At 41.2% G+C, this 21,324-nt stretch carries 20 protein-coding genes; 10 read left to right on the top strand and 10 right to left on the bottom strand.

What is annotated here, in order from left to right:
- Window positions 1-5 precede the first annotated feature (5 nt).
- From ACLFKQ_RS25925 to ACLFKQ_RS25915, 3 genes are all read right to left on the bottom strand, one after another.
- Entirely contained in the window at window positions 6-407 is a 402-nt protein-coding gene (locus ACLFKQ_RS25925; protein ID WP_449002561.1) for an ExbD/TolR family protein, read from the bottom strand.
- 20 nt (window positions 408-427) lie between these two features.
- Complete coding sequence (locus ACLFKQ_RS25920) at window positions 428-1,831, bottom strand: S-layer homology domain-containing protein (RefSeq protein WP_449002560.1); 1,404 nt, start codon at window positions 1,829-1,831, stop codon at window positions 428-430.
- Window positions 1,832-1,931: 100 nt separating this feature from the next.
- On the bottom strand, window positions 1,932-2,624 hold the full coding sequence (locus ACLFKQ_RS25915) for a phosphate ABC transporter permease (RefSeq protein ID WP_449002559.1): 693 nt from the start codon (window positions 2,622-2,624) through the stop codon (window positions 1,932-1,934).
- 144 nt (window positions 2,625-2,768) lie between these two features.
- On the opposite strand from ACLFKQ_RS25915, the gene ACLFKQ_RS25910 reads away from it, so the two are divergent.
- Window positions 2,769-4,019, top strand: a complete 1,251-nt coding sequence (locus tag ACLFKQ_RS25910) for a pre-peptidase C-terminal domain-containing protein (protein WP_449002558.1) — start codon at window positions 2,769-2,771, stop codon at window positions 4,017-4,019.
- Between the two features lie 418 nt (window positions 4,020-4,437).
- On the opposite strand, the gene ACLFKQ_RS25905 is transcribed toward ACLFKQ_RS25910, so the two are convergent.
- The 3 genes from ACLFKQ_RS25905 to ahcY form a co-directional block, all read right to left on the bottom strand.
- The gene (locus ACLFKQ_RS25905; protein WP_449002557.1) at window positions 4,438-5,928 is read right to left on the bottom strand and encodes a DEAD/DEAH box helicase; all 1,491 of its coding nucleotides are present in this window, start codon (window positions 5,926-5,928) and stop codon (window positions 4,438-4,440) included.
- A 95-nt stretch (window positions 5,929-6,023) separates the two neighbouring features.
- Window positions 6,024-6,650 carry an exopolysaccharide biosynthesis protein gene (locus tag ACLFKQ_RS25900; RefSeq protein ID WP_449002556.1) on the bottom strand — a complete coding sequence of 209 codons (627 nt, stop codon included), beginning with the start codon at window positions 6,648-6,650 and terminating at the stop codon, window positions 6,024-6,026.
- A 146-nt stretch (window positions 6,651-6,796) separates the two neighbouring features.
- Window positions 6,797-8,074 (bottom strand): adenosylhomocysteinase, encoded by a 1,278-nt coding sequence (ahcY, locus tag ACLFKQ_RS25895; RefSeq protein ID WP_449002555.1) that lies wholly within the window; start codon window positions 8,072-8,074, stop codon window positions 6,797-6,799.
- Window positions 8,075-8,410: 336 nt separating this feature from the next.
- On the opposite strand from ahcY, the gene psb35 reads away from it, so the two are divergent.
- Window positions 8,411-8,596, top strand: a complete 186-nt coding sequence (gene psb35, locus ACLFKQ_RS25890) for a photosystem II assembly protein Psb35 (protein WP_449002554.1) — start codon at window positions 8,411-8,413, stop codon at window positions 8,594-8,596.
- 218 nt (window positions 8,597-8,814) lie between these two features.
- On the opposite strand, the gene ACLFKQ_RS25885 is transcribed toward psb35, so the two are convergent.
- Window positions 8,815-10,608, bottom strand: a complete 1,794-nt coding sequence (locus tag ACLFKQ_RS25885) for a carbohydrate-binding protein (protein ID WP_449002553.1) — start codon at window positions 10,606-10,608, stop codon at window positions 8,815-8,817.
- 396 nt (window positions 10,609-11,004) lie between these two features.
- On the opposite strand from ACLFKQ_RS25885, the gene ACLFKQ_RS25880 reads away from it, so the two are divergent.
- From ACLFKQ_RS25880 to ACLFKQ_RS25845, 8 genes are all read left to right on the top strand, one after another.
- The gene (locus ACLFKQ_RS25880; protein ID WP_449002552.1) at window positions 11,005-12,273 is read left to right on the top strand and encodes a flavin monoamine oxidase family protein; all 1,269 of its coding nucleotides are present in this window, start codon (window positions 11,005-11,007) and stop codon (window positions 12,271-12,273) included.
- 245 nt (window positions 12,274-12,518) lie between these two features.
- Window positions 12,519-14,018, top strand: coding sequence for a lipopolysaccharide biosynthesis protein (locus ACLFKQ_RS25875; protein WP_449002551.1), 1,500 nt, complete (start codon window positions 12,519-12,521; stop codon window positions 14,016-14,018).
- A 14-nt stretch (window positions 14,019-14,032) separates the two neighbouring features.
- Window positions 14,033-15,322, top strand: coding sequence for a polysaccharide pyruvyl transferase family protein (locus ACLFKQ_RS25870; protein WP_449002550.1), 1,290 nt, complete (start codon window positions 14,033-14,035; stop codon window positions 15,320-15,322).
- Between the two features lie 287 nt (window positions 15,323-15,609).
- Window positions 15,610-15,759 carry a hypothetical protein gene (locus tag ACLFKQ_RS25865; protein WP_449002549.1) on the top strand — a complete coding sequence of 50 codons (150 nt, stop codon included), beginning with the start codon at window positions 15,610-15,612 and terminating at the stop codon, window positions 15,757-15,759.
- The gene (locus ACLFKQ_RS25860; RefSeq protein ID WP_449002548.1) at window positions 15,756-15,983 is read left to right on the top strand and encodes a hypothetical protein; all 228 of its coding nucleotides are present in this window, start codon (window positions 15,756-15,758) and stop codon (window positions 15,981-15,983) included. The genes ACLFKQ_RS25865 and ACLFKQ_RS25860 overlap by 4 nt, the downstream gene beginning before the upstream one ends.
- Window positions 15,943-16,593 (top strand): glycosyltransferase, encoded by a 651-nt coding sequence (locus tag ACLFKQ_RS25855; RefSeq protein ID WP_449002547.1) that lies wholly within the window; start codon window positions 15,943-15,945, stop codon window positions 16,591-16,593. Before ACLFKQ_RS25860 ends, ACLFKQ_RS25855 begins: the two co-directional genes overlap by 41 nt.
- A 66-nt stretch (window positions 16,594-16,659) precedes the next feature.
- Window positions 16,660-17,214 carry a sulfotransferase gene (locus ACLFKQ_RS25850; RefSeq protein WP_449002546.1) on the top strand — a complete coding sequence of 185 codons (555 nt, stop codon included), beginning with the start codon at window positions 16,660-16,662 and terminating at the stop codon, window positions 17,212-17,214.
- A gap of 285 nt (window positions 17,215-17,499) precedes the next feature.
- Complete coding sequence (locus tag ACLFKQ_RS25845; RefSeq protein WP_449002545.1) at window positions 17,500-17,688, top strand: hypothetical protein; 189 nt, start codon at window positions 17,500-17,502, stop codon at window positions 17,686-17,688.
- Between the two features lie 77 nt (window positions 17,689-17,765).
- Here ACLFKQ_RS25845 and ACLFKQ_RS25840 read toward each other — a convergent pair whose 3' ends face one another.
- The 3 genes from ACLFKQ_RS25840 to ACLFKQ_RS25830 all read right to left on the bottom strand — a co-directional run bounded on the left by ACLFKQ_RS25840 (window position 17,766) and on the right by ACLFKQ_RS25830 (window position 21,296).
- Window positions 17,766-18,188, bottom strand: coding sequence for a secondary thiamine-phosphate synthase enzyme YjbQ (locus ACLFKQ_RS25840; RefSeq protein WP_449002544.1), 423 nt, complete (start codon window positions 18,186-18,188; stop codon window positions 17,766-17,768).
- Window positions 18,189-18,207: 19 nt separating this feature from the next.
- The gene (locus ACLFKQ_RS25835) at window positions 18,208-20,088 is read right to left on the bottom strand and encodes a GUN4 domain-containing protein (RefSeq protein ID WP_449002543.1); all 1,881 of its coding nucleotides are present in this window, start codon (window positions 20,086-20,088) and stop codon (window positions 18,208-18,210) included.
- Window positions 20,089-20,261: 173 nt separating this feature from the next.
- Window positions 20,262-21,296, bottom strand: coding sequence for a S1 family peptidase (locus ACLFKQ_RS25830; RefSeq protein WP_449002542.1), 1,035 nt, complete (start codon window positions 21,294-21,296; stop codon window positions 20,262-20,264).
- Window positions 21,297-21,324 lie beyond the last annotated feature (28 nt).

Raw genomic sequence — 21,324 nt, 5'->3', positions numbered from 1 at the left:
CGGGTTTACTCTTTGGTGGTAGCGATCGCCAGCCTCGCTCCCTCCACTTGGCGCAGAAGATCCATAACCTCAACTACGGTTCCGTGAGTGACTTGTTTATCGGCGTTGATAATTACTACAGATTCGGAATTCGGCTCGATCTTCTCAGTCACAGCAGGTTTTAACTTATCTAGTTCTATTGGTTGACGGTCTAAAAACAAATCTCCGTCGGGTTCGATGGTAATATTTATCTGTACCGTCTGCTTGGGTTCTGCTGTTTGTGCTGCAGGTAAATCTACCGGTAAACCTTGCGATCGCGTCAGAAACAGTGAAGAAATAATGAAAAAAGCCAGAATTGAAAAGATGACATCAATCATCGGGACGAGATTGATTTGAAAATTATTGTCTGGTTCATCTAGGGGACGCATATTCTCTTATTTATTTATACTTATTCGGTTTCAGTCGACTGAAAATTTTCGCTCGCTTCAGGAGCGCTGATCCCTTCACCCTGAAAACCAAAATACCAAAGAGAAGCTGCTGCTTCGGCACGAGTTACGGGTTTTTGAGGTTGGAATAAAGTGGTGTAACCAAAACTGCGTCCGATATTAGAGCGATCGCGATTTTGAAAATCGGCAAATAAAGCTTTTAAAGCAATAGAGTCGATATCAGCCGTATCTTGAAATCCCCAAGTTTCCTTAATTGCTTCGATATCTGCTTGAGGTAGAGCTTTGCGCGTATCCAATGGTACTTTCCAAGTTACTAAATCTTCTCTAGTTAGAGGAGCATTGGGTTGAAATAGTAGGTTGCTGCTATCGTCAGTTAGAATTGAGGGAATCAAACCAGCTTCTGCCAAACCCTGAATTGCACTAAAATCAGGGTGATCGAAATTTACATCATTAAAAGCAGGTTTTTCTGGATTTTTGGTTTCATAAATTTTTTGACTGGGTGAATCTCGATAATATTCGTTATTAGCAGCAATTAACCAGCGAGCATATTCACTCCGGGTTATTGGTTGGTTCGGAGCAAACTCGTTCATTGCTACATTTCCTCCTTGAGTATAAGGAGTCAAAATTCCCAATTTGGCTACGTCTCGTACGTACTGTTGGAGTTGTTCGGGAACTTCATCGAGATCGGTAAAATTTACCTCGGTTAAAGTCTTAACCGGAGCAGCTTTTGCTTCGGTTTCTACTGGCTCTGAGTTATCTAAAGTATCATTTGTTGTATTTTCCAGCTCTTCGGCAACGGCAGTATCTGAAGGAGCAGAGCGCAGTTCTTCTGGGGTTGCCTGGGTGAGAATTTCTGAATTCGCTCCTGATTTGGTAGGTTGATAGGAAATAGTTAACTGAGTGTTAGCGGTATCCGTAGCCTCGTTTGAAGACAATTGTTCGAGAGAAACGGTAATTTCCAAATTATTCTTAGTAGCTATTGCTTCAGAGGTTTCGATTTCGGGAGCGAGATTGAATGGTTGAATAATTTCCCAGCGTTCGCTTCGCAGTCGTTCTTGATAGTAGCCAGCTATGCGATCGATTTCATCTGGCGATCGCCACACTGCCGTTCCCTTCTCATCAGTTGCTTCTAATTCGGCTTGGTCTAGCTCTGCTGGACGATAAACAGGGATAAAATCGGGAAATCGAGCTAAGTTAGCTTTAGCTTCGGGTTGGGTTTCTGAGGTAGCTTTTGATTCTAGAAAACTATCTGCAGAATTATTGCTACGTTCTGTTTGTGGTGTAGCAGTTTCAGCACCTTCTATCTCTTCGCTGTCATTGGCATTCTTGCTTAATTGAGGATCGGCACTGACTAAATTTTCAATTGCACTACTGTTATTACAGCTAGCCAGCAAAGCTAACAACAAAGTGGATATAGTCTGAAATGTTATTGTCTTGATCGATCGATTGAATAACACGTTCGCTCGCTAAAAGTCTAGGTTATTTAATTTTACCAAGTTACCGAATTTAAAATCGACTGCGTTTGATGCGACGGCGATATTGGGGTTTAGCTGCAGCTATTCCTCCAAGCTCTCGGCTGACTTCTAAAAATACATCTCGCTGTAGCCAGGGATACTGTCCGATCCAGAGATTGTAGTCGGGAATGTAAGCATCGGTAATTTTATCGACTGTAGATAGATCCGGGCGATTGGACAATACTACTAATTCTGCAATGCGACCGGGGGCGATCGCTTTGTGAATTCGCTTGAGAGGCGTTTTTACTTCTAGTTCGAAACCAGTCTCGTCTACTAAAATCAAATTAAGCCAGCGTTCGCGGTTTTCAATAATTACTAATTCGCCGCGTTTGTTGACCGTTTGCTCTTCCCCAATTAATTCTTCGGTTAGATATATTTCGAGTATTTTTCCCTGCCAAAAACCGCCATACTTGAAGCGACGAGCGGTAGAGTTACGGACACTTGCCGAATACACCGGAGACCACAGCCAATAAAGACCAGCGATCGCGCCTAATAATAGAAACAATGCTTGTCCTGCTTCGCCAACCACCAAATCTATAATTAACACGACTACTATTGACACTACCGATACCAGCAAACGGTTGAGTAAATTTTGCCACTTCCCCCAGTAGTAAGAGTACTGCTGACCGGTTGCTATTAAAGGAATTAACTGTTCTAATTTTTCTCGTGTCAAAGGTACTAACATAAAATATTACAGTGACTGTTAAAGACTGGAGATTTGAGAAACAAGTTTAATAGTTGTGTTGTCTATGTTGACATATCCAATTAGCAATGCCACAAAGTTTGCAGTTGGTATGATTAACCAGGCTGATATGGGCAGAAAATAATTATGTTCGATCTCAATACATTTGGCTTTAATAAAGCTATTGTAATCTCTCTTTCCTCTTTTCTTTTACCAGCCGCGATCGCAACTGTCACTCCGACCGTAGCCACCAAGGCGTTGACGACGCAATTACTCGCTCGAGCTCAATCCAAGGTGATTGAACCTGAAATCTTGGCGGAAATCAATCGAGCTAGAACCGATCCCCAAGCCTATGCAGACTGGTTAGAAGAACAAAAGCAATACTACGAAGGCGCTTTGTTGAGACTTCCAGGAGAAACAACTATCAGAACCAACCGTGGATTTAAAGCCTTACAAGAGGCGATCGCTTTTTTACGCCAACAACAACCCCTACCTCCTCTAACCAGTTCGGAAGCTCTTGCTGCTACGGCAAAAACTCAGTTAGAAACCATCAGTAATTTTCCCACAGCTAATAATATTAGTATCAATAACATTAGCTACGGAATGGTTACTCCTCAGGCGATTGTCATGCAGTTAATTGTTGACGATCGCTTTCCCGACCGCCGCCGTCGTCGTAGCTTATTTGCCACCCAGTTAGAGCAAACCGGAATCGTCTGTCAATCCGACGAACGCTATGGTAATATGTGCGCGATCGCCTACCAACCAGAAACAGGCGCGATCGCTGCTGAGACTTCTCCAGATGCAGTTCCAGAGATCGTAGAAACTGCTAGCAATAATCAAACCCTACCCCAACCGACTCAGCCTAGAAACTCTGAGGAGACGACTACAGATAATTCTCAAAATACTAGTCTTCCTACTGGGGAAACGATTCCACCTTCTAATTCTGAAGCTGGTGTAGAAACTGCCGTACCACCTGTGGCAACCGTTCCCAGTTTAGACGAGACCGATCGAAATACAGAAGACAGTGCGAGCGATCGCGTGCCACCCGAAGTCACCGCAACCCAAAATTACTCCCAATTATTAGAAAAAGTAGAACGAGGAACTTTAGAAGCTGGAGACAACACAATTCCCGACGATGGCAGTTTTTATGATTCTTATCCTCTCGAAGGTCAAGCAGGTGATTCGTTTGTTATCAGCCTAGAAAGCGATGAATTCGATACTTTTGTCGCCGTTTTGGATGCAGAGGGCAATATTTTAGAACAAAACGATGACATCAGTGACGATAATAGCAACTCTCGCTTACGAGTAACGCTTCCCGACAACGGAATTTATAGTGTAATCGTCAATGCCTACGATAAGGGCGGAACGGGCAGCTATGTTTTAACTATAAGTCGTTGAAAAACTCTAACGGCTTCGGATAGAAGAGGATTTCAACAATAGTTATTAGTCGCGCATCGAGTAACGCGATCGCAAAATCATATTGTATCGAAAGTATAAAAAACAAGTAAATTTCTCTTTTATATTCGTACTCACCAATTAGCTCAATCGTATATAGTAATTCCGATACAAAAAGCTTTATATTCCATATTGGAAATCCTCTAATAAGATATCTCGTTCTTTACTCAAGCATTATTGAAAAACTTGAAGAAGACTATGGCGAACCAATATTTTCCGATCGCTTAGGAGAACTAAACTTAGCATAAGCAAAAACCAAAATTTGTTATTGGTCTAATTGAAATTTAATGCCTATACCAATTTTAGAAAAATGCACTAAAGCAGACTAACTCCTTTGCGCCTTTGCGCCTTTGCACGAGAATTATTTTAGCTCATCGTTCCATTTGCTCGACTTTTCTGCTGCTTTTAGTCGTCTCTTGTTGCTAGGTTTGGGTTTATTAACACTGGGTACAATTTCTAATTGTCGATATGCAGATTTATCTTGAGTCTCCCCCCGACGACGTTGAGAAGTTCGTTCTTCGCTGGTATTTTCGGTAACTACTTCATAGAGAATTGCCTGTTTGTTTCTAGTTTTTCCTTTGCGCAATACCCTACCGAGTCTTTGAATGTATTCTCGTGTCGAACCCGTTCCCGATAAAACGATCGCTATTCTGGCATCGGGTACGTCAACACCTTCATTCAGTACGTGAGATGCAACCAAGGTTTTATATTCTCCTCGTTTAAAACCCTGTAGGATCTGATGACGTTCTTTTACGCCAGTTTGATAAGTAATGGCGGGAATGAGAAACTCTTGCGAGATGCGATAGACAGTGGCGTTGTCGTTAGTGAAAATTAAAATCGGTTCTGGATCGTGTTTTGCGATTAAATCGTTCAGTACTCTTAGTTTAGCCTCCGTACCCAAAGCAATTTCCTTAGCTTCTCGATGTGCCAGCATGGCTTTTCTACCTTGTGGCGATCGCGCGCTGGCTTGGACGAATAGTTGCCAACCTTCGAGACTGCCTAAAGAGATATTTGATTGACCTAAAAAACTATTACGGATGGCGATCGCCGTGTCGTATTTGATTCTCTCATCGTCAGCTAACTGTACTCTAATTTGAACTATTTTATGTTGCGCCAAGGCACGTCCCGAAAGTTCTTCGGCAGTTTTACGATAGACGACTTTACCGATCAGAGTATCCAGAAGTCGGTGGCTACCATCGCTGCGTTCTGGAGTCGCCGTCAAACCCAGACGATAGGGGGCGATCGCATATTCGGCGATGACTTTAAAAAAGTCGGTAGGTAAATGATGGCATTCGTCAAAGATTTGTAAGGCGTAGCGATTGCCCAAAGTTTCGGCATGGATCGCCGCACTGTTATAAGTGGCAATTAAAATTGGCGTGCGATCGCGAGAACCACCTCCCAACAAACCAACTTCGGCACGGGGAAAGGCAGCTTCTATTTGAGCGTACCACTGATGCATGAGATCTAAAGTAGGAACCAAAATTAACGTAGTGCGGGGAGTCGCCTCCATCGCCAACTGAGCTAAATAGGTTTTCCCTGCTGCTGTCGGTAAAACTACCACCCCTTTTCTACCTTCACGTTTCCACGCTGCTAAAGCTTCTTGCTGGTGGGGATAGGGTTCTAAATTAGTTTGAGAATCGAGTTGTAAATTGTAAAATTCTCTAGCCTCGTCGATAAATTCTTTTTTATCTGCTTGCAAGGCTTCTACTAGGGGACGATAGTAAATTGCTGGAATGCGAAACTTTTCGACGCGATCGTCCCAAGTGGCAAAATCCAACCAAGCTTTACCTCTTGGCGGTGGATGCAATAGTAAGGTTCCTCGGTCAAATTTTAGTTTTGGGGATCGCGGCATATCGGCGAGACGATTATATTGACTATTTAATTATCAATATCACGTCTTCGGTTAAAGCGATAGGATATCTTCGATCTATAGCAGCGATAAACAGTTTACTTTGCTAATGACTCTCTTATTAAGTCGAGTAGACTCGAACCACCCCAAACAAACCCAATTAGAATCGAAATCGAAAGAGTCGCACCCAAAGCACAAATTAGCAAACCAATCAAGCTAATGATGCCATCATCCTCAAACAAACCCAAACCAGTTACAAAAATGCCCATTGCAGGTAAAGTGTTGGTGCCGGGAATGGGAATCATCATCGAAATCGACATTAGCGCGATCGCGATACCGATCAGTACTTTACCACTGAAACTAGTGCAAATATAGCTGAGACGAGGTTTGGTTAGAGCTTCAATTCTCCTCAACCAAGGAATGCCCTTGCTAACGAATTTCTGTACCGTAGTTAATGGCATCGAACCCTTGCTAATTTTCTCTGGCAACCAGGGGCGATCGCGACCTACGATTAGCTGTATGGCCAAGAAAAATATCGCAATGCCAAAAGGAATTGAGTAACCAGGAGCGGGTACCGGCAAAGCAGAGGGTAAAGCTAAAATTACGCACAAAAAACCAAATATGCGCTCTTCAGCTAAAGCCAAGATGTCTTCTAACGTTACTTCTTTTTCAATTCTGGCTTCTTCAAAAAAATAGCGATTGAGTTCGACAGAAAGTTTAGCCATAAGTAAGTGTAGGAATAGCGATCGCCAGCGAGAGTATTCAAAGATAAACTCTATAATTAAAACCCTTTCGTTGGCAAAATACAAGCCAAAAAATTGGGACGTTCCTAAAAACATCCCTACTATCTAACTAATCTAACTAGATAAACTTAAGTACCTTCATTCCAAGAGTTAATGTATTTGACTTGCTCTTCAGTCAGAGTATCGATTTCGACTCCCATACCTTTGAGTTTTAAGGCAGCGATATTTTGGTCGATTTCTTCGGGAATAGAGTGTACTTTAGGCTCCAAATTACCTTTATTTTTGACCAAATATTCACACGCTAAGGCTTGGTTAGCAAAGCTCATATCCATAACTGCACTGGGATGTCCTTCAGCAGCAGCCAGGTTGATCAGTCTACCTTCACCTAAAACGACAATCGATTTACCGCTGGATAATTTGTACTCTTGAGTAAAGTTACGAACTTCTTTAACTTCAGTAGCAGACTCTTTTAAAGACTTAAGATCGATTTCGAGATCGAAGTGTCCCGAATTAGAAACCATTGCGCCATTTTTCATCACTTCAAAGTGTTCGGAACGAATGACGTGCTTGTTACCAGTGAGAGTAACGAAGAGATCTCCTTGAGGAGCGGCTTCGATCATCGGCATGACGCGGAAACCGTCCATTTTGGCTTCGATCGCCCGTACGGGATTGATTTCCGTCACGATTACGTTAGCACCCAGTCCTTTAGCACGCATGGCAACTCCTTTACCACACCAGCCATAACCAGCAACTACCACGGTTTTACCAGCCAAAAGAACGTTGGTAGCACGAATAATACCATCTAGGGTAGACTGACCAGTACCGTAGCGATTATCGAAGAAATGCTTGGTTTCGGCATCGTTGACGTTCATCGCGGGGAAGCTGAGTACTCCATCTTTAAACATCGCTCGCAGACGCACGATTCCAGTAGTAGTTTCTTCTGTAGTACCAATGATATCTTCAATTTGATGCTGGCGCTCTTGAACCATGGTTGCTACTACATCACTACCATCGTCGATAATGATATTGGGCTTGTGGTCTAAAGCGATTTGAACGTGACGGTGATAGGTTTCGTTATCCTCTCCTTTAATGGCAAATACGGGAATACCATACTCTGCAACCAAACAAGCCGCAACGTCATCTTGAGTAGAAAGAGGATTACTAGCGATCAGTAGTGCATCCGCACCACCAGCTTGTAGAGCGATCGCTAAGTTGGCTGTTTCGGTAGTAATATGAGAACAAGCTACCAACCGCACTCCAGCAAAAGGCTTCTCTTGGGCAAAACGCTCTTTAATTTGTTTGAGAACGGGCATTTCTCTACCCGCCCATTCAATTCTTTGTTTGCCTGCTGAAGCTAGAGCTAAATCTTTGACTTCGTATTTTAGTTTAGAGGAAGTTGCGACCATAGTTATCAAAAATAAATTTCTATACGTTGTTGCATAGAGATTTTAACTGAATTAAGTCTAAGTTTGCTGTAAAACTAATTATTTCTACCAGTCTGTCAGGCTATTAAGACAGTTGAATTAGGATATATTTACTTAAATCAATCTAAAGATAGAGGGAAAATATCGATTAGTAGAGACTATAGAAAGATGCGCTCGGCTCGCTCGATAAGTTAATTATTGATTAATAATTGCTTATCGAAATCATTCTATCTGATTTAAAAGCGAAAAAATATCGCGTGAAGATAAAGACGGTAAGTTAAAATCTAACACTAGATAAGATAAAAAAGGAAAGTAAATATGACGAACTTACTTTTAGCTGTTGCCGCTCAAGAACCCCATTTTCCCTATGCTGCAACTGCAGTTTTAGGTCTTGGCTTTATTGCTGCAGTAACTATCGGTTCGATCGCCTGGTATAATTCCAAACGCCCTGCAGGATGGGAAGATAAAGAGCGTCCCGACATAGTGCCCGACATCGATAAATAAAACATATTTTCAAGTAATAATAAGTTATAGCGATTTGTCATTAACTTGATAAATCGCCTTACATCATAATAATTTGTTTTGTTTCACTCAATGGGAACGAAACCATCTTGTTAGATGAGGCTTCCTCGATTTAAAGCTACAAGACTTAACGCCTCTAGCTACTCCCATTTTTTAACTTCATCGAACTTACCTTGAGATAAGGTATGGCATCCGAAAGTTTAAGGAGTTATTTCCACTATCGTGATTCTATCTGTTACTTCTAAATCTATCGAATTGGACTTGCGCTGTGTTTTTTGAGATTTGTTATCGAGGTGAGGCTGGTATATAGCCACTTTCTCAACTAAATCGCCAAAATTGATAGTTAAGTTTCTCGACGCTCTTTCAATCCTTGTTTTGGTTTCGAGATCGAAACTAAGTACTTCTTGCCATACAATTAGATAAAATCGTCCATCTTTTTTTTGCAGAAGCGTTTGATGAATATTTTTAGTATTTCCTTCAATACTGTAATCTAAAGAGCCGAGAGGTACTACTGCCGAGGTAGCGGCAACGTCAGAACTATCTAAAATATCAATTAAATTCTCAACCGCCACAAAACTAGGTTTTTTAGAACCATCTGCCCTTAAAAGCCCAAAGTTAAGAGTTCTGTTGGTAGGGTCAAAACGCTCGTTTAACAGTTCGTACATGTAGGTGCGCTCGATACCAAGATTAAAATATACCATTAACAATCTCGGTAAATATATACCGGCAGCTTCTTCGGATACGCCTCGCTCGTAGGTCGGCGTATTGGTGTAACCAGTTTCGGTTATAATAAGCGGTTTTTCCGGACCGGCAAGCCCCTCATAGAAGGATAAATGCGAAAAAAGAGCGTCTTTATATGGATGTTTTCCAAACGGATAGTGATGGGCGTTATTAAAATCGGCATCTACCGTACCCAATTCCGGTATGTGGGATTTTACATCAACGCCATTTGACATCGAGGGAGCGATAACTGGAATGTGAGCGGTATCGGGATCGCTTTTTATGGCTTGGTAGAGATCTGATTGATAATTGCTAAGTCCTTCGGGAAAATTTTGACCTTGATAGGTTTGTGTTCTACTATGATTCCATTCATTTGGACCTTCTACTGACTCTACCGAGTCCCCAAACATTTCAACAAGCTCGACTGATTCACTGAGACTGAGTCGGTTGGGATCCATCACGAAATTGAACTCAATTCCTAGTTCTGCCAGTTCTTCTAGCTTAGCAACGTTTTTCTTTTCATTAGGATTGATGTTAGTTCTAAGGTGTCGAACACCTAACTCTTCTAGCCTAGGCTTGACGATTTCATCAAACTGACCGTAGGCAGTTTTAGTATGTCCTACTTGGACTATCACTCCTATCGAGTCAATAAAATCATCAGTGCTGCGAGCTACAACCTCGTTTATCGGGGTAGAGCGGTTCTCTAAATCATCTAAATTATAAGTGCTGTTGCGAGCTGCGACTTCGTTTATTGGAGTAAAGTGGTTTTGAAACTCTAACCAATTGAGATTAAATTTGCCACCATCATTTACTTCCAAACGCAACACTCTATCTTCGCCCCCAGATAGTCGGACATTTTCTATGCTGACAGTCTGCCAATTTTGCCAGCCATCGGTACCTGTAATAGTTACTTTACTAAGCAATTCATCGTCTAGCTTGATGCTCAAAGAACCAGGGGAGTCAATTAATGAGGCAACTCTCAAGTTAATATCATAGGTTCCTTGAATAACATCCGTAGTATACTCGATCCATTCTCCGCTTCTCAGCCAGCCAAGATTATAGTTACCATTAACATCTTGAGTTGTCTGAATGTCTACGCTCTCATTTATCCGATAGTCTTTGCCTCTATTAATGGAATCGATGTCATGATAAGCTACTCCTTGACCGCCCAGATCGAAATGTTCTGCCTGAAGAAGCTGATTGTTATCGCCAATTAGAAATGGATCTTCATGGAAGGAAGTTTGTAGTAAATCTGCTGAAGAATCGACTACCATAATAGTTATTACTTAGATATAGATATGCGACTCGGTCTACTGAATCATAACAAAACGAGCGGTTAAATCAAGCCAAACTGTTTTCTAGTAACAATATCAGCTTTGGTTACGGAGTAGTTGCCTCTGTCATCATGATAATCCTATTTGCAGTTGGCGTTCGTTGAGGTGCAATTGGTTTGGTTTAGCTGCTCGATAATTAATCCACTAGTTAATTTACTTATAGATTTGATTTTTTACACTTCGCTCTACATCAACTTAATAAATTGCCTTACCTTAATAATTTGTTTTGTTTCACTCAATGGGGACAAAGCAAGCTTTAGTTGGCAATTGAAAACTAGGCTGAATTAATCTCAATTTAAGGCATAAAATTGAGTAAAATCTAGATATTTATTAGTTTTGACTAACAGCAAAATTATCGTTATTGGAGCTGGTATTGCGGGTTTGAGTGCCGCTTGGCATCTTCAGCAAAGAGGGATAGGAGTTATCATATTAGAGGCTCGCGATCGCCTGGGAGGACGAATTCATACGAGCGATCGCTGGTTGGATTTGCCGGTAGACTTGGGTGCCTCTTGGATTCATGGTATCGAGGGCAATCCTATCGAGCATTTAGCCAGACAATATGAGCTTGCCACTACAGTGACCGACTATGACAGTATTGCTCTTTTTGACTGTGAAGGTAAACGAGTTACTGAATTTAATTGGGACAAATACGCCAAAATCTTGCGACGAGCCGTAAAAACTGCTCGGAAACATTGGCATCAAGATGGCTGTCTGCAAACTGCTTTAGATGAGATTTTAGCCAAAAAAGCTCTATCGAAGATTGAATTACGCCAGTTAAATTACTTGATCAATACTGAAATCGAACACGAATATGGTGCAGACATTAGCGAACTGTCGGTGTTTAACTGGGATCGCGATCGCGAATTTAAGGGAGATGATGTATTTTTTCCCGATGGTTATGCTCGAGTTATCGAGATTCTGGCACGAGGATTAGATATTCGCCTCAAACATCAGGTAAATAAAATATCTTACAATTCTCAACGAGTTACCGTCAGTACCGAGCAAGGAGAATTTAATGCTGATAAAGTAATTGTCACTCTACCATTAGGAATTTTAAAAAATCAAACGGTAACTTTTTCACCCCCTTTACCTTCACCTAAACGAGAAGCAATTGCCTTACTGGGATTTGGTAGTTTGAATAAAACTTATCTGCGCTTTTCTCAGAGTTTTTGGACAGATGACACCGATTTAATTGGCTATATTGGCGATCGCCAAGGAGAATGGATGGAGTTTGTCAATATCTACAAATACTCTGGGGTTCCCACATTATTAGGCTACAACGCGGGACGCTACGGAAGTAAGATTGAAGCCTGGAGCGACGAGCGAATAGTCGCTTCAATGATGAGAGTGCTGCGGACTATCTATGGTGAAAGTATACCAGAACCTCAAGACTATCAAATTACCCGCTGGCTGAGCGATCACTATGCCTGTGGTTCCTATTCGTTTATGACTCCAGGGTCGAGCGGTAAAACCATCAAAGATTTAGCCGAACCTGTAGACAATTGTCTATTTTTTGCCGGGGAGGCTACCGAACTCAATTATCCCGCTACAGTTCACGGTGCTTATCTTTCGGGCATCAGAGAAGCCAAGCGAATTTTAAGCTGAACGAGATAATTTTGGCAAAAATGACAGTGAAATTACTGAATTGTCAAGTGTTTGTGAAGTAAAGCTTAACAAATTGCGTCAAAAATCAATTTTTCGCATAATATTTTGCTGAGCAATAACTCAAGCAATAATAAGCTGTTTGTTCGAGCTTAGTCGTTTTCTCAATCGAGAAGCGATCGCTCGATTCAGTAAAGTCACGGGCGATAATTGAAGTAATTTAAGTGTCGAAATTCATACCCAATAAATTGGCTGATTCAAACAACGAGCGATTTTTTCGTACTGCTCGCTTAAAATCAGAGCTCAAGCAACGTTCGGTTCGTGGTGGTGCAGTCACAATCTTAGCTCAAGCCGGTAAATTCATCTTACAGACGGGTTCGACTGCGGTGCTTGCCAGGTTACTCGTTCCTGAAGATTACGGTCTGATTGGGATGGTGACAGTTTTCATTGGTTTTGCCCAGTTATTCAAAGATCTGGGTCTTTCAAAAGCAACGATTCAAAAGGCTGAAATCAATCATCAACAGGTTAGTACTTTATTCTGGATTAACTTGAGTATTAGCTGGTTGACCGCCCTGGCAGTTGCAGCTATGTCACCCTTGGTTGCTTGGTTTTATAATGAGCCGCGCCTGACTTGGATTACTCTCGCCCTTGCCAGTAACTTTGTATTTGGGGGTTTAACCGTTCAACACCAAGCATTACTGCAAAGACAGATGCAGTTTACTAGTCTTGCCAAAATTGAAATTACTTCGATGATAACTGGTATAGCAATTGCCATGGTGTCTGCTTGGTTTGGCTTGGGATACTGGGCATTAGTGTTAATGCGGATAGCGATTTCAGTGGTTAATGCTGTAGGTGTTTGGATTGCTTGCGGTTGGCGACCTGGAAGCCCAGTCAGAAAATCTGGAATTAGGTCAATGTTGGCTTTTGGAGGAAATATTACGGGTTTCAATCTCGTTAATTATTTTTCAAGAAATTTAGACAATGTTCTCATTGGTCGCTACTGGGGATCTCAACAGCTAGGTCTTTATGCTAAAGCCTATCAATTAGTATTGTTGCCCATTAACCAAATCAATAATCCCATTAGTAGTGTTGCTCTGCCTGCCCTAAGTAGTTTGCAGTCGGAACCCAAAAAATATTGCCAGTTCTACTACAAGGCAATGTTGCTTATAAGTAGCTTAGGAATGCCCCTAATTGGATTTTTATTTCTGGCGGCAGATAAGGTAATTCTGTTGATGCTAGGAGAGCAATGGCTAGGTACAGTTACTATTTTTAAATTTTTGTTGCCAGCAGCTTTCAATGCCACCATCGGCATAGGTTTGGGGTGGGCTTATCAATCTTTGGGTCATGTCGCTCGCCAATTTCGTTACGGAGTAGTTGCTTCTATTATCAATATAGTCTTATTTGCACTGGGCGTTCGTTGGGGTGCAATTGGTGTAGCTGCTGCTTATGGTTTATCCCGTCCTATTTTTTTAGTAGCTGGATTTATCTATTGTTTCCAGGGAACACCTCTCAAGGTAGAGAATTTAATTAGTAACATCTGGCAACCAGCTTTAGCTTCTTTGGGTGCAGCTATAGCATTAACAGGAATTAACTATTGGTTTCCAATTGATATTAATCGACTAGTTAATTTACTTATAAATTTTATTTTTTACGCTTCGCTCTACATCGCTATCTGGATAATTCTTCCTAATGGCAAGCAGACTTTTTTAAGTATTTTAAAACTGTCTAAAACTTTTAAGAAAAAATAATATTTGCTAAAAAAATGAGAATATTAATTACTAATACAGTAATGCTCAATACTGGTGATGCAGCAATTCTTCTAGGAATACTTAAAATTTTCCGTAATATGTTTAATGAAGAGATAGAATTTATTGTTTACGATAAAAATCCCGAAATTGCTGCCAAGTATTATCCAGAATTGACATTTCGGAGATGGCTTGACTTAAGTAAGGCTAGAAGGTTTACTGGTAAACCTTTAAAACGAATACTAGGTTTTTTAAATTTGTCTCGCTTTTATTTTGCTACCTGGTGCTGTAAAAACCAAATGTTTTTCATCGCAAAAAGTATTTTAAATAAAGAAGAATTTCAAGGTATTTTGGAATATATTTCTGCTTCTCTAATAGTAAGCAGTGGCGGTACGTATTTAGTGGAAAATTATTTACTCAAGCCCAGAATATTCGATTACAAAATCTCATTATTTCTAGATAAGCCACTAATGTTTTTTACCCAGTCTATGGGTCCATTTACACATCCTAAAAATCGGAAAAGATTTAAGAATATTTTCGAGAAGTCGCTGTTGATTCTACTACGCGATCGCAAGTCTAAAGAAAATATACTAGATCTCGGCGTTAAAAATGCGAATATTCATGTCGCTGCCGATGCCGCTTTTGCCCTTGCCGATTCTTCCGCTATTGAAGCAGCAAAAAATATTGAAGGTTTTCCTTCTGTACCAAACATTGCCATCTCGGTTAGAGATTGGCAACACTTCAAAACTATTTCTCCCGATCTAGGCAGAAAAAAGTATTTAAAATCTATAGAGGCTGGAATAGAGCATTTAGTCAAAAATCATGGTGCTAAAATTACTTTTATTTCTACGTGCCAAGGAATATCGGAATATTGGACTGACGACTCCAAAGTAGCATTAGAAATTACCAAAAACTTGCTTCCCAATGTCGCCAATTATGTTAGTTTAGACCGTAATTTTCATAGTCCACAAGAGCTTGCAAAAATAGTCAAAACTTTTGATTTAGTAATTTCAACCCGATTACACATGGCTATTCTATCTCTTGGTGCTGGTATCCCAGTATTGCCTATAGCTTATGAATTTAAAACCCAAGAATTATTTAAAAACTTCGATCTAGAGAATTTAGTTGTAGATATTGAAGAGATTGATAGACAACTAATTATTAACTCGATCGATTCATTTATCACTTCAATAAATGAAATTCGCCAGAAGCTTTTTCCTGCAGTTCAAAAAGAATACGAACGAGCTTGGACATCAAATGCGTTAATTAAAAAAGCCTGGAAACAACTGCAAGTAAATAACCAATAAAAAAAATAAACCAATTATTGAGTATTATATGAAAATTAATTGCTGTTTTTGCTGGTGGAGTATTTCCCACTCTTTCCAAGACATTTATCATCAACCAAATTACCGAATTACTAGATCGCGGACATCAAGTTGATATCTATGCAGAAGAGCCAGAAAATCAAACCGTAGTCCACCCAGACGTAGAGAAATACGATCTGTGGAGTCGTATTTATTATGATTTTCCTACTAAAGTGCCTAAAAGTTTCTTGATGCGTTTGCTGAGAAGTCCCAGTATATTACTAGGTACCTTGGCTAAGGAGCCACTGGTTATCCTCAACACTTTGAATGTATTTAAATACGGTAGGCAAGCATTATCTCTATTTCTAGCATATCGGGTCATTCCCTATCTGGGAAAACAACCATATGTATTCATTGTCATTTTGGTTTTAACGGTTTGAAAGTTCAACTATTAAGAGAGCTCGGCGTTCTTAAAGGCAAGTTGATTGTAACTTTTCATGGTGTGAGTATGTCAAGAGACCTTGAAGAGAAAGGCGATCGCATATTCGATAAACTATTTGAAACAGGAGATCTCTTTCTACCAATCAGCGAACATTGGAAACACAAGCTGATTGAGCTGGGTTGTGACGAAAAAAAAAATTATCGTTCATCACATGGGGATTAACTGCGACGATTTTGCTTTCATTCCTCGTGAACCGACTGCTGATAGTAGTACCAAATTAGTTAGCGTTTGTCGATTGGTCGAGAAGAAGGGCATAGAGTATGCTATCCGTGCCGTTGCCAAGTTAGCCCGAAGCAGGCGCAACATCGAATACAATATCGTCGGTGATGGAGAGTTAAAGCCAAAGCTGCAAGAATTAATTACCGAATTAAATATTGGCGATCGCATCAAGCTACTGGGTTGGAAACAAAAAACCGAAGTCATCGATCTGCTGAATAATTCCGATCTTCTCTTGGCTCCTAGCGTAACCGCTCGAAATGGCGATCGCGAAGGGATTCCGGTAGCCTTAATGGAGGCAATGGCAATGGGACTTCCCGTAATTAGCACTTTACATAGCGGTATCCCCGAATTGGTAGAGCATGGTGTTTCCGGTTTTCTAGTGCCAGAACGAGATAGCGATGCCATAGCCGAAAAATTGGAATATTTCCTCGAACATCCAGAAGTATGGACTGAGATGGGTAAGGCTGGTAGAGAAATAGTCACACAAAATTACAATATCGACAAATTAAATAATCGCTTAGTAGAAATCTATCAAGATTTGAGTGCCTCGTAACGCTTCGCTATTTGACAAACTCGTTAGCAATTTATCTAATTCTTTTTTGGAAAGCAATTGAAAATTATGCCAGTTAGCTCGAGCTTCATCAAACAACCAGTGAAAGTCGTCAATAAAGCTTCAAAACTACTTAAAACAGCATATCTCAACCGAACTGCCCGGATTCATCCTGAACCGATCGTCATTCTTGGCAATCCCAAATCTGGTACGACTGCGATCGCCTCACTTCTAGGCAAAGCAACTGGTAAGGAAGTGATTATCGATCCATTCTATCGAATCGAAAATAGTGTCAATTTGAGGCAAAAGATACAAACAAAAGAACTTACATTTCGAGATTTTATCCAAAAGCATAAATATTATTTTGCTCCAGAAATTATTAAAGATCCCTATTTAATTTTTATCTATGAAGAATTTTTGGAATGCTTTCCCCAAGCAAAAGTAATTTATATTAGCCGCGAACCTCGTGATAATATTCGCAGTATTCTCAACCGCTTAAAAATTCCTGGTAACCTTGAAGTTTTAGACAGCTGTTATCTAGATGAGCTGCCCCATAAGAGTGCGTGGAAATTAGTCTTAGAAGGTCAATTCCCCCTAGTTCCCGGTAATAACTATATAGAATAGAGAAACTAGCTTATCGCTGGAATTTAGCAACAGATATCTACATGGCTCACAGGGAAAATATAGTTTTGATTCGATATGAAGATTTTCTAACGGGACTTTGACAATTTTTACCTATCAAAAAGGGGTGAAAGCCTGATATATCAATTATTTAACCTCAAAACAGCTAAATTCTTAATATATCTGGGTTTCAGGCGATTTTACCTCGTCGAGGTAAAATCGCCGTCTGGTGAGGCTTTCACCCCTTTTTGATAGGTAAAAATTGTCAAAGTCCCGCTAAAAAATAAGGTGACAGCGATCGCCAATTTAGCCGAACGAATTGGCTGCGAGTGCATAGACGATATCTCAGCTCAGGTAAACGTACAGTATCAGCCGCGCGGTGCTCGCAATGTTAACCTGGTAGAATTTTTTGGCATCGATAATCTGCGACGAATTGAGACTATTTGTGCCGATCGCATGAAGTATTTTGATTACTAGATTTGGTATCGCCTGCCTGAAGTTCCGTACCTGGCTCAACTAGAAATTAGCTCTGTAACTGATCGAGCTGGTATTTTTTAGCGATCGCCGTTGATATGGACGACTAACTCTCGCTGATGAGAGCGTTGACGATGTTCCCAAAGGTATATTCCCTGCCAAGTACCTAACGCCAGTCTACCTCCGGCAATGGGAATTTGTTCGGAAGTATGGGTGAGTGCCGAGCGAATATGAGCTGGCATATCATCAGCACCTTCGGCGTTATGGATGTAGCGCGTGGGATCTTCGGGTACTAACTTGGCAAAAAAGTTAGACAAGTCTTGCAGTACGTCGGGATCGGCATTCTCTTGAATTACCAAAGATGCTGAAGTGTGTCTGACGAAAACCAGACACAAACCCGTACTAATTCCCGATTCACCTACAATTTGTTCGATTTTACTGGTAACTTTGTGAAGCGATTTACCGGTAGTTTTGACTCGAAAGGCTTTTTGGTACTGTTTCATATGGAAATTATAGTTTGGTTTACTCTGGTTGACTCTCGCTTTGAGAAGCAGGGGAATTATCGGCGTTGTTTGGGGAATTGGAGGAATTAGCTTCGGCAGAAGCAGGATCTAAGTTACACCGAGCAAACAAGTGTTTGATTACGTTTTGCTGTTCTTCAGGGAGTGCGAACCACCAGGGAAGATGTCCCTCTGGTGCTTGCTCTGGATTGAAGTTTAATTGGTCGTAGAGTAGGTAACCTCCGGCACTGGCAACTTCACCCTGCTTCCAGCCAACTTTAGTGGCGAAACGCCGCCAAGTTTCGGTTGAAAAATCCCCTTCTTGATTGACATTTTGCCAAACTTTTTGTTGCGGAGTAAAGCCAAATTGTTCGCCGCTATATTTTTGCCACAGACTATCGATAGTTCTGATATCGGTGCAGGAAAATTCAGCAATGGTTTTTAGTTCGATAAAGATGTTTTGGTTTTGTTGTTTGGCAGATTCGATAATGCGATCGATTAATTGATAGGTTTGGCGATCGGCTTCTTCCCATTGTTTGGCTTTGAGAAGTTCTCGTAAGGGCTTGTAGTCGATACTAGTTTTAGTAGAAACTAAATTTTGTCGGACTCCCGGTTCTCTCAATGCGACTTCCTCTGAGGTTGTAGAATTATTATCCCTATTTTCAGAAGCATCGAGCGGAGTTGAGGATTCTTCGGTAGCGTTATGTTCGATCTCTGGAACGTCTTCGACATTGTCATCAGAAAACGTCGGTATGGAGGAAATACCAGATTCTGGTGAAGCTGACTGTTCTTCTTCAAGGTCTGTTTCGGAGGAAGTAGCAGTTGCTGTAGCAGTATCGTTTTGAGATGGGGTATTACTATCGGCAGTTTGGTTAGAATTAGATGTTACTGGTTCAGATGGAGAATTATCTTCTTCTGTAGGCTGAGTTTCGAGAATTATTTCTGGTACTTCTGGTACTTCTAAGTTGGGATTTGAATTGGAATTTGTAAGAGGAGATTCACCTCGAGCGATCGCCTGTTGATAGGCAGCGATCGGGATTGCATAGTTGGAGGTCCCTCCAGTAACGGCATTAATATTAGCTTCCCCATGAATGCCGATTAAATTGCCATAGCGATCTAGTACGGGACCGCCGCTCATTCCTGGGAAAGCTTCGCCATTGTAAATCAAGGAGTAGCCATTGGCGGTGGAATTGGGTAGGATACCTACCAAGTTGGCAGCAAAAAAGCGATAATAGCGACTGTCTTCTTCTCTCAGCTCTCCAGGGTAACCAGAAAAGTAAATACTTTGTCCTTCTACTAAGTTGCTCGAATCACCAACTTCTGCCACTTGATAATTTTGCTCGCTGTCAAATTTGACAATAGCTAAATCCAATCCTTTTATCTGTCTGATACTCGTAGGATTGACTTGATGCTGCCTACCATCAATAGTTTGTACCGTGTATTGTCCTGGATATTGCATTACGTGCCAGTTAGTCAATACGATATAAACATTATTTGACTCCTCAATTATCACTCCCGAACCGAGATTGGCACCGTCGATACGCACTGTAATTTGTTTGGCGCGAAGATTGATTTGTTCTGGTGCCAGTGCTTGAGCGAGTTTTAGCCGTGCTTCTGTAGGTCGGGTTGACCGAGAAGTCTCACTCAGGTTTCGCTGTATTTCAGCCGTCCGGAATGCAGTGATTTCACCAACGGTCAGAGGAGGGCGCGTCATCTGAGGCAACCTCAGATGTTTATGCCGCCCGTCAGGCTGCGGGTTGCGGAGCAAGTCCGTTGCGTAGCTTCTCGCCTCGCGAGTAGGACTCACTTGTTTCCGCAGTAATCTCTGACTTAAAGCTGGCTCCATGGTTGCGGCGATCGCACTTCCAATAAATAAGATCGGGATTGTTTGAAAAAAGTTCATTCTTGATTTTGCCTCCAGTAAGTCTGACCGCCGGCTCAAATTAAGATTTAGATTTATCCAAGCGCGTATTCTTATTGAGTAACTCGCTTAGTTATTTAATTTATTTTATCGTTAATATCAGCTAGGGCTGTAGCTAACTAACATGCTGGTTATCGTGTTAGCTCCAGCAAAGCTTAAGGGAATTGTTGGGCTGATTCTGGTAAATCTTCGCAGTTCTTAGTTGCTTCGGCTATGGCTTTCATGCGAGGAATTAATTCTGCGGGATTGTCATTGCCGTCGGAATCTAAAACGATTGACGTCCAGTTGGAATCTTCAGCTAGTTCGGAAGTATCGGGCTTGAGAGATTTGAGCCTTGGGGTTAGGCTAATTCCCGTTTCGATGGGAATCGCCAGACTAGAGCGAGTAATCAATTCTTGCATCGGGGGACAAGGTTGAGAGCCATCAGCATAAAGATCGGGTGCTTCCCACAATGGGTAGGCGTGTTTGCCATTAACTCCAATGACTTTTCCATGGCGATCGAGCAAAGGACCGCCGCTCATACCTCTTTTAACGTCATTGCTATATCCAATGCGATAGCCTTCTTCTAATGGTCGCTCTAAAATGACTTTGATTCTTCCTGACTTGAAGATATAGCCGGGTAATACGGAGTTTTTAGAATCTCCAATTGCTTTGGAATTGTTAGTTATCGTGCTATTTTCTAAGGCAAAACCAGCCGCAAATGTTGGTTCTCCTACTTCTAAAGATGAGGAACTACCAATATTCGCCTCAGCATATTCCTCGGCACTAGTAAACTGTAGTAATGCCAAATCGTATTTATTCGAGGCTAGTTCAGACAATTGGGCAGAATGAATTTTCCCATCTGGCGTTTGAATGGAGTAGGGAGCTTTTCCTCCTCTCAATACGTGTTGATTGGTAATAACCGTATAAGTGCTTCCTTGTTGTTGGATGACAAACCCCGAACCCAAAAAACCCGAGCCCAAAATTTTAACGGTAATTTTACTGGCAGCAAGATCGACTTTAGCATTTAGGTCGTTGGAAAATAACAACGCTAAGGTTTTACTGGTTAATTGCAGCGTACTACCAGATAAAAATATGCCGATGCCAGCCAAAACAATAATTAGTTTGGCTGTGCGCGGCTTTAAAGTTAGATAGCGTCTATTCGGGGAGGAATTTAAACGACGCTTATGTTTTTCATTCTGTTTGAGCAACTTGGTTCACTAGCTCGCTCTAGCGGTT

This window comes from Myxosarcina sp. GI1(2024), assembly GCF_053543375.1.
The sequence above is the reverse complement of the archived record's forward strand: the minus strand, read 5'-3'. Positions and strand labels throughout refer to the sequence as shown.

Coding starts and splice junctions, on each gene's coding strand:
- ACLFKQ_RS25835 (WP_449002543.1), bottom strand. CDS start 20,088: ATGAACTTTTTTCAAACAATCCCGATCTTATTTATTGGAAGTGCGATC.
- ACLFKQ_RS25925 (WP_449002561.1), bottom strand. CDS start 407: ATGCGTCCCCTAGATGAACCAGACAATAATTTTCAAATCAATCTCGTC.
- ACLFKQ_RS25900 (WP_449002556.1), bottom strand. CDS start 6,650: ATGGCTAAACTTTCTGTCGAACTCAATCGCTATTTTTTTGAAGAAGCC.
- ACLFKQ_RS25915 (WP_449002559.1), bottom strand. CDS start 2,624: ATGTTAGTACCTTTGACACGAGAAAAATTAGAACAGTTAATTCCTTTA.
- ACLFKQ_RS25840 (WP_449002544.1), bottom strand. CDS start 18,188: ATGAAACAGTACCAAAAAGCCTTTCGAGTCAAAACTACCGGTAAATCG.
- ACLFKQ_RS25885 (WP_449002553.1), bottom strand. CDS start 10,608: ATGGTAGTCGATTCTTCAGCAGATTTACTACAAACTTCCTTCCATGAA.
- ACLFKQ_RS25905 (WP_449002557.1), bottom strand. CDS start 5,928: ATGCCGCGATCCCCAAAACTAAAATTTGACCGAGGAACCTTACTATTG.
- ahcY (WP_449002555.1), bottom strand. CDS start 8,074: ATGGTCGCAACTTCCTCTAAACTAAAATACGAAGTCAAAGATTTAGCT.
- ACLFKQ_RS25910 (WP_449002558.1), top strand. CDS start 2,769: ATGTTCGATCTCAATACATTTGGCTTTAATAAAGCTATTGTAATCTCT.
- ACLFKQ_RS25870 (WP_449002550.1), top strand. CDS start 14,033: ATGAGAATATTAATTACTAATACAGTAATGCTCAATACTGGTGATGCA.
- psb35 (WP_449002554.1), top strand. CDS start 8,411: ATGACGAACTTACTTTTAGCTGTTGCCGCTCAAGAACCCCATTTTCCC.
- ACLFKQ_RS25850 (WP_449002546.1), top strand. CDS start 16,660: ATGCCAGTTAGCTCGAGCTTCATCAAACAACCAGTGAAAGTCGTCAAT.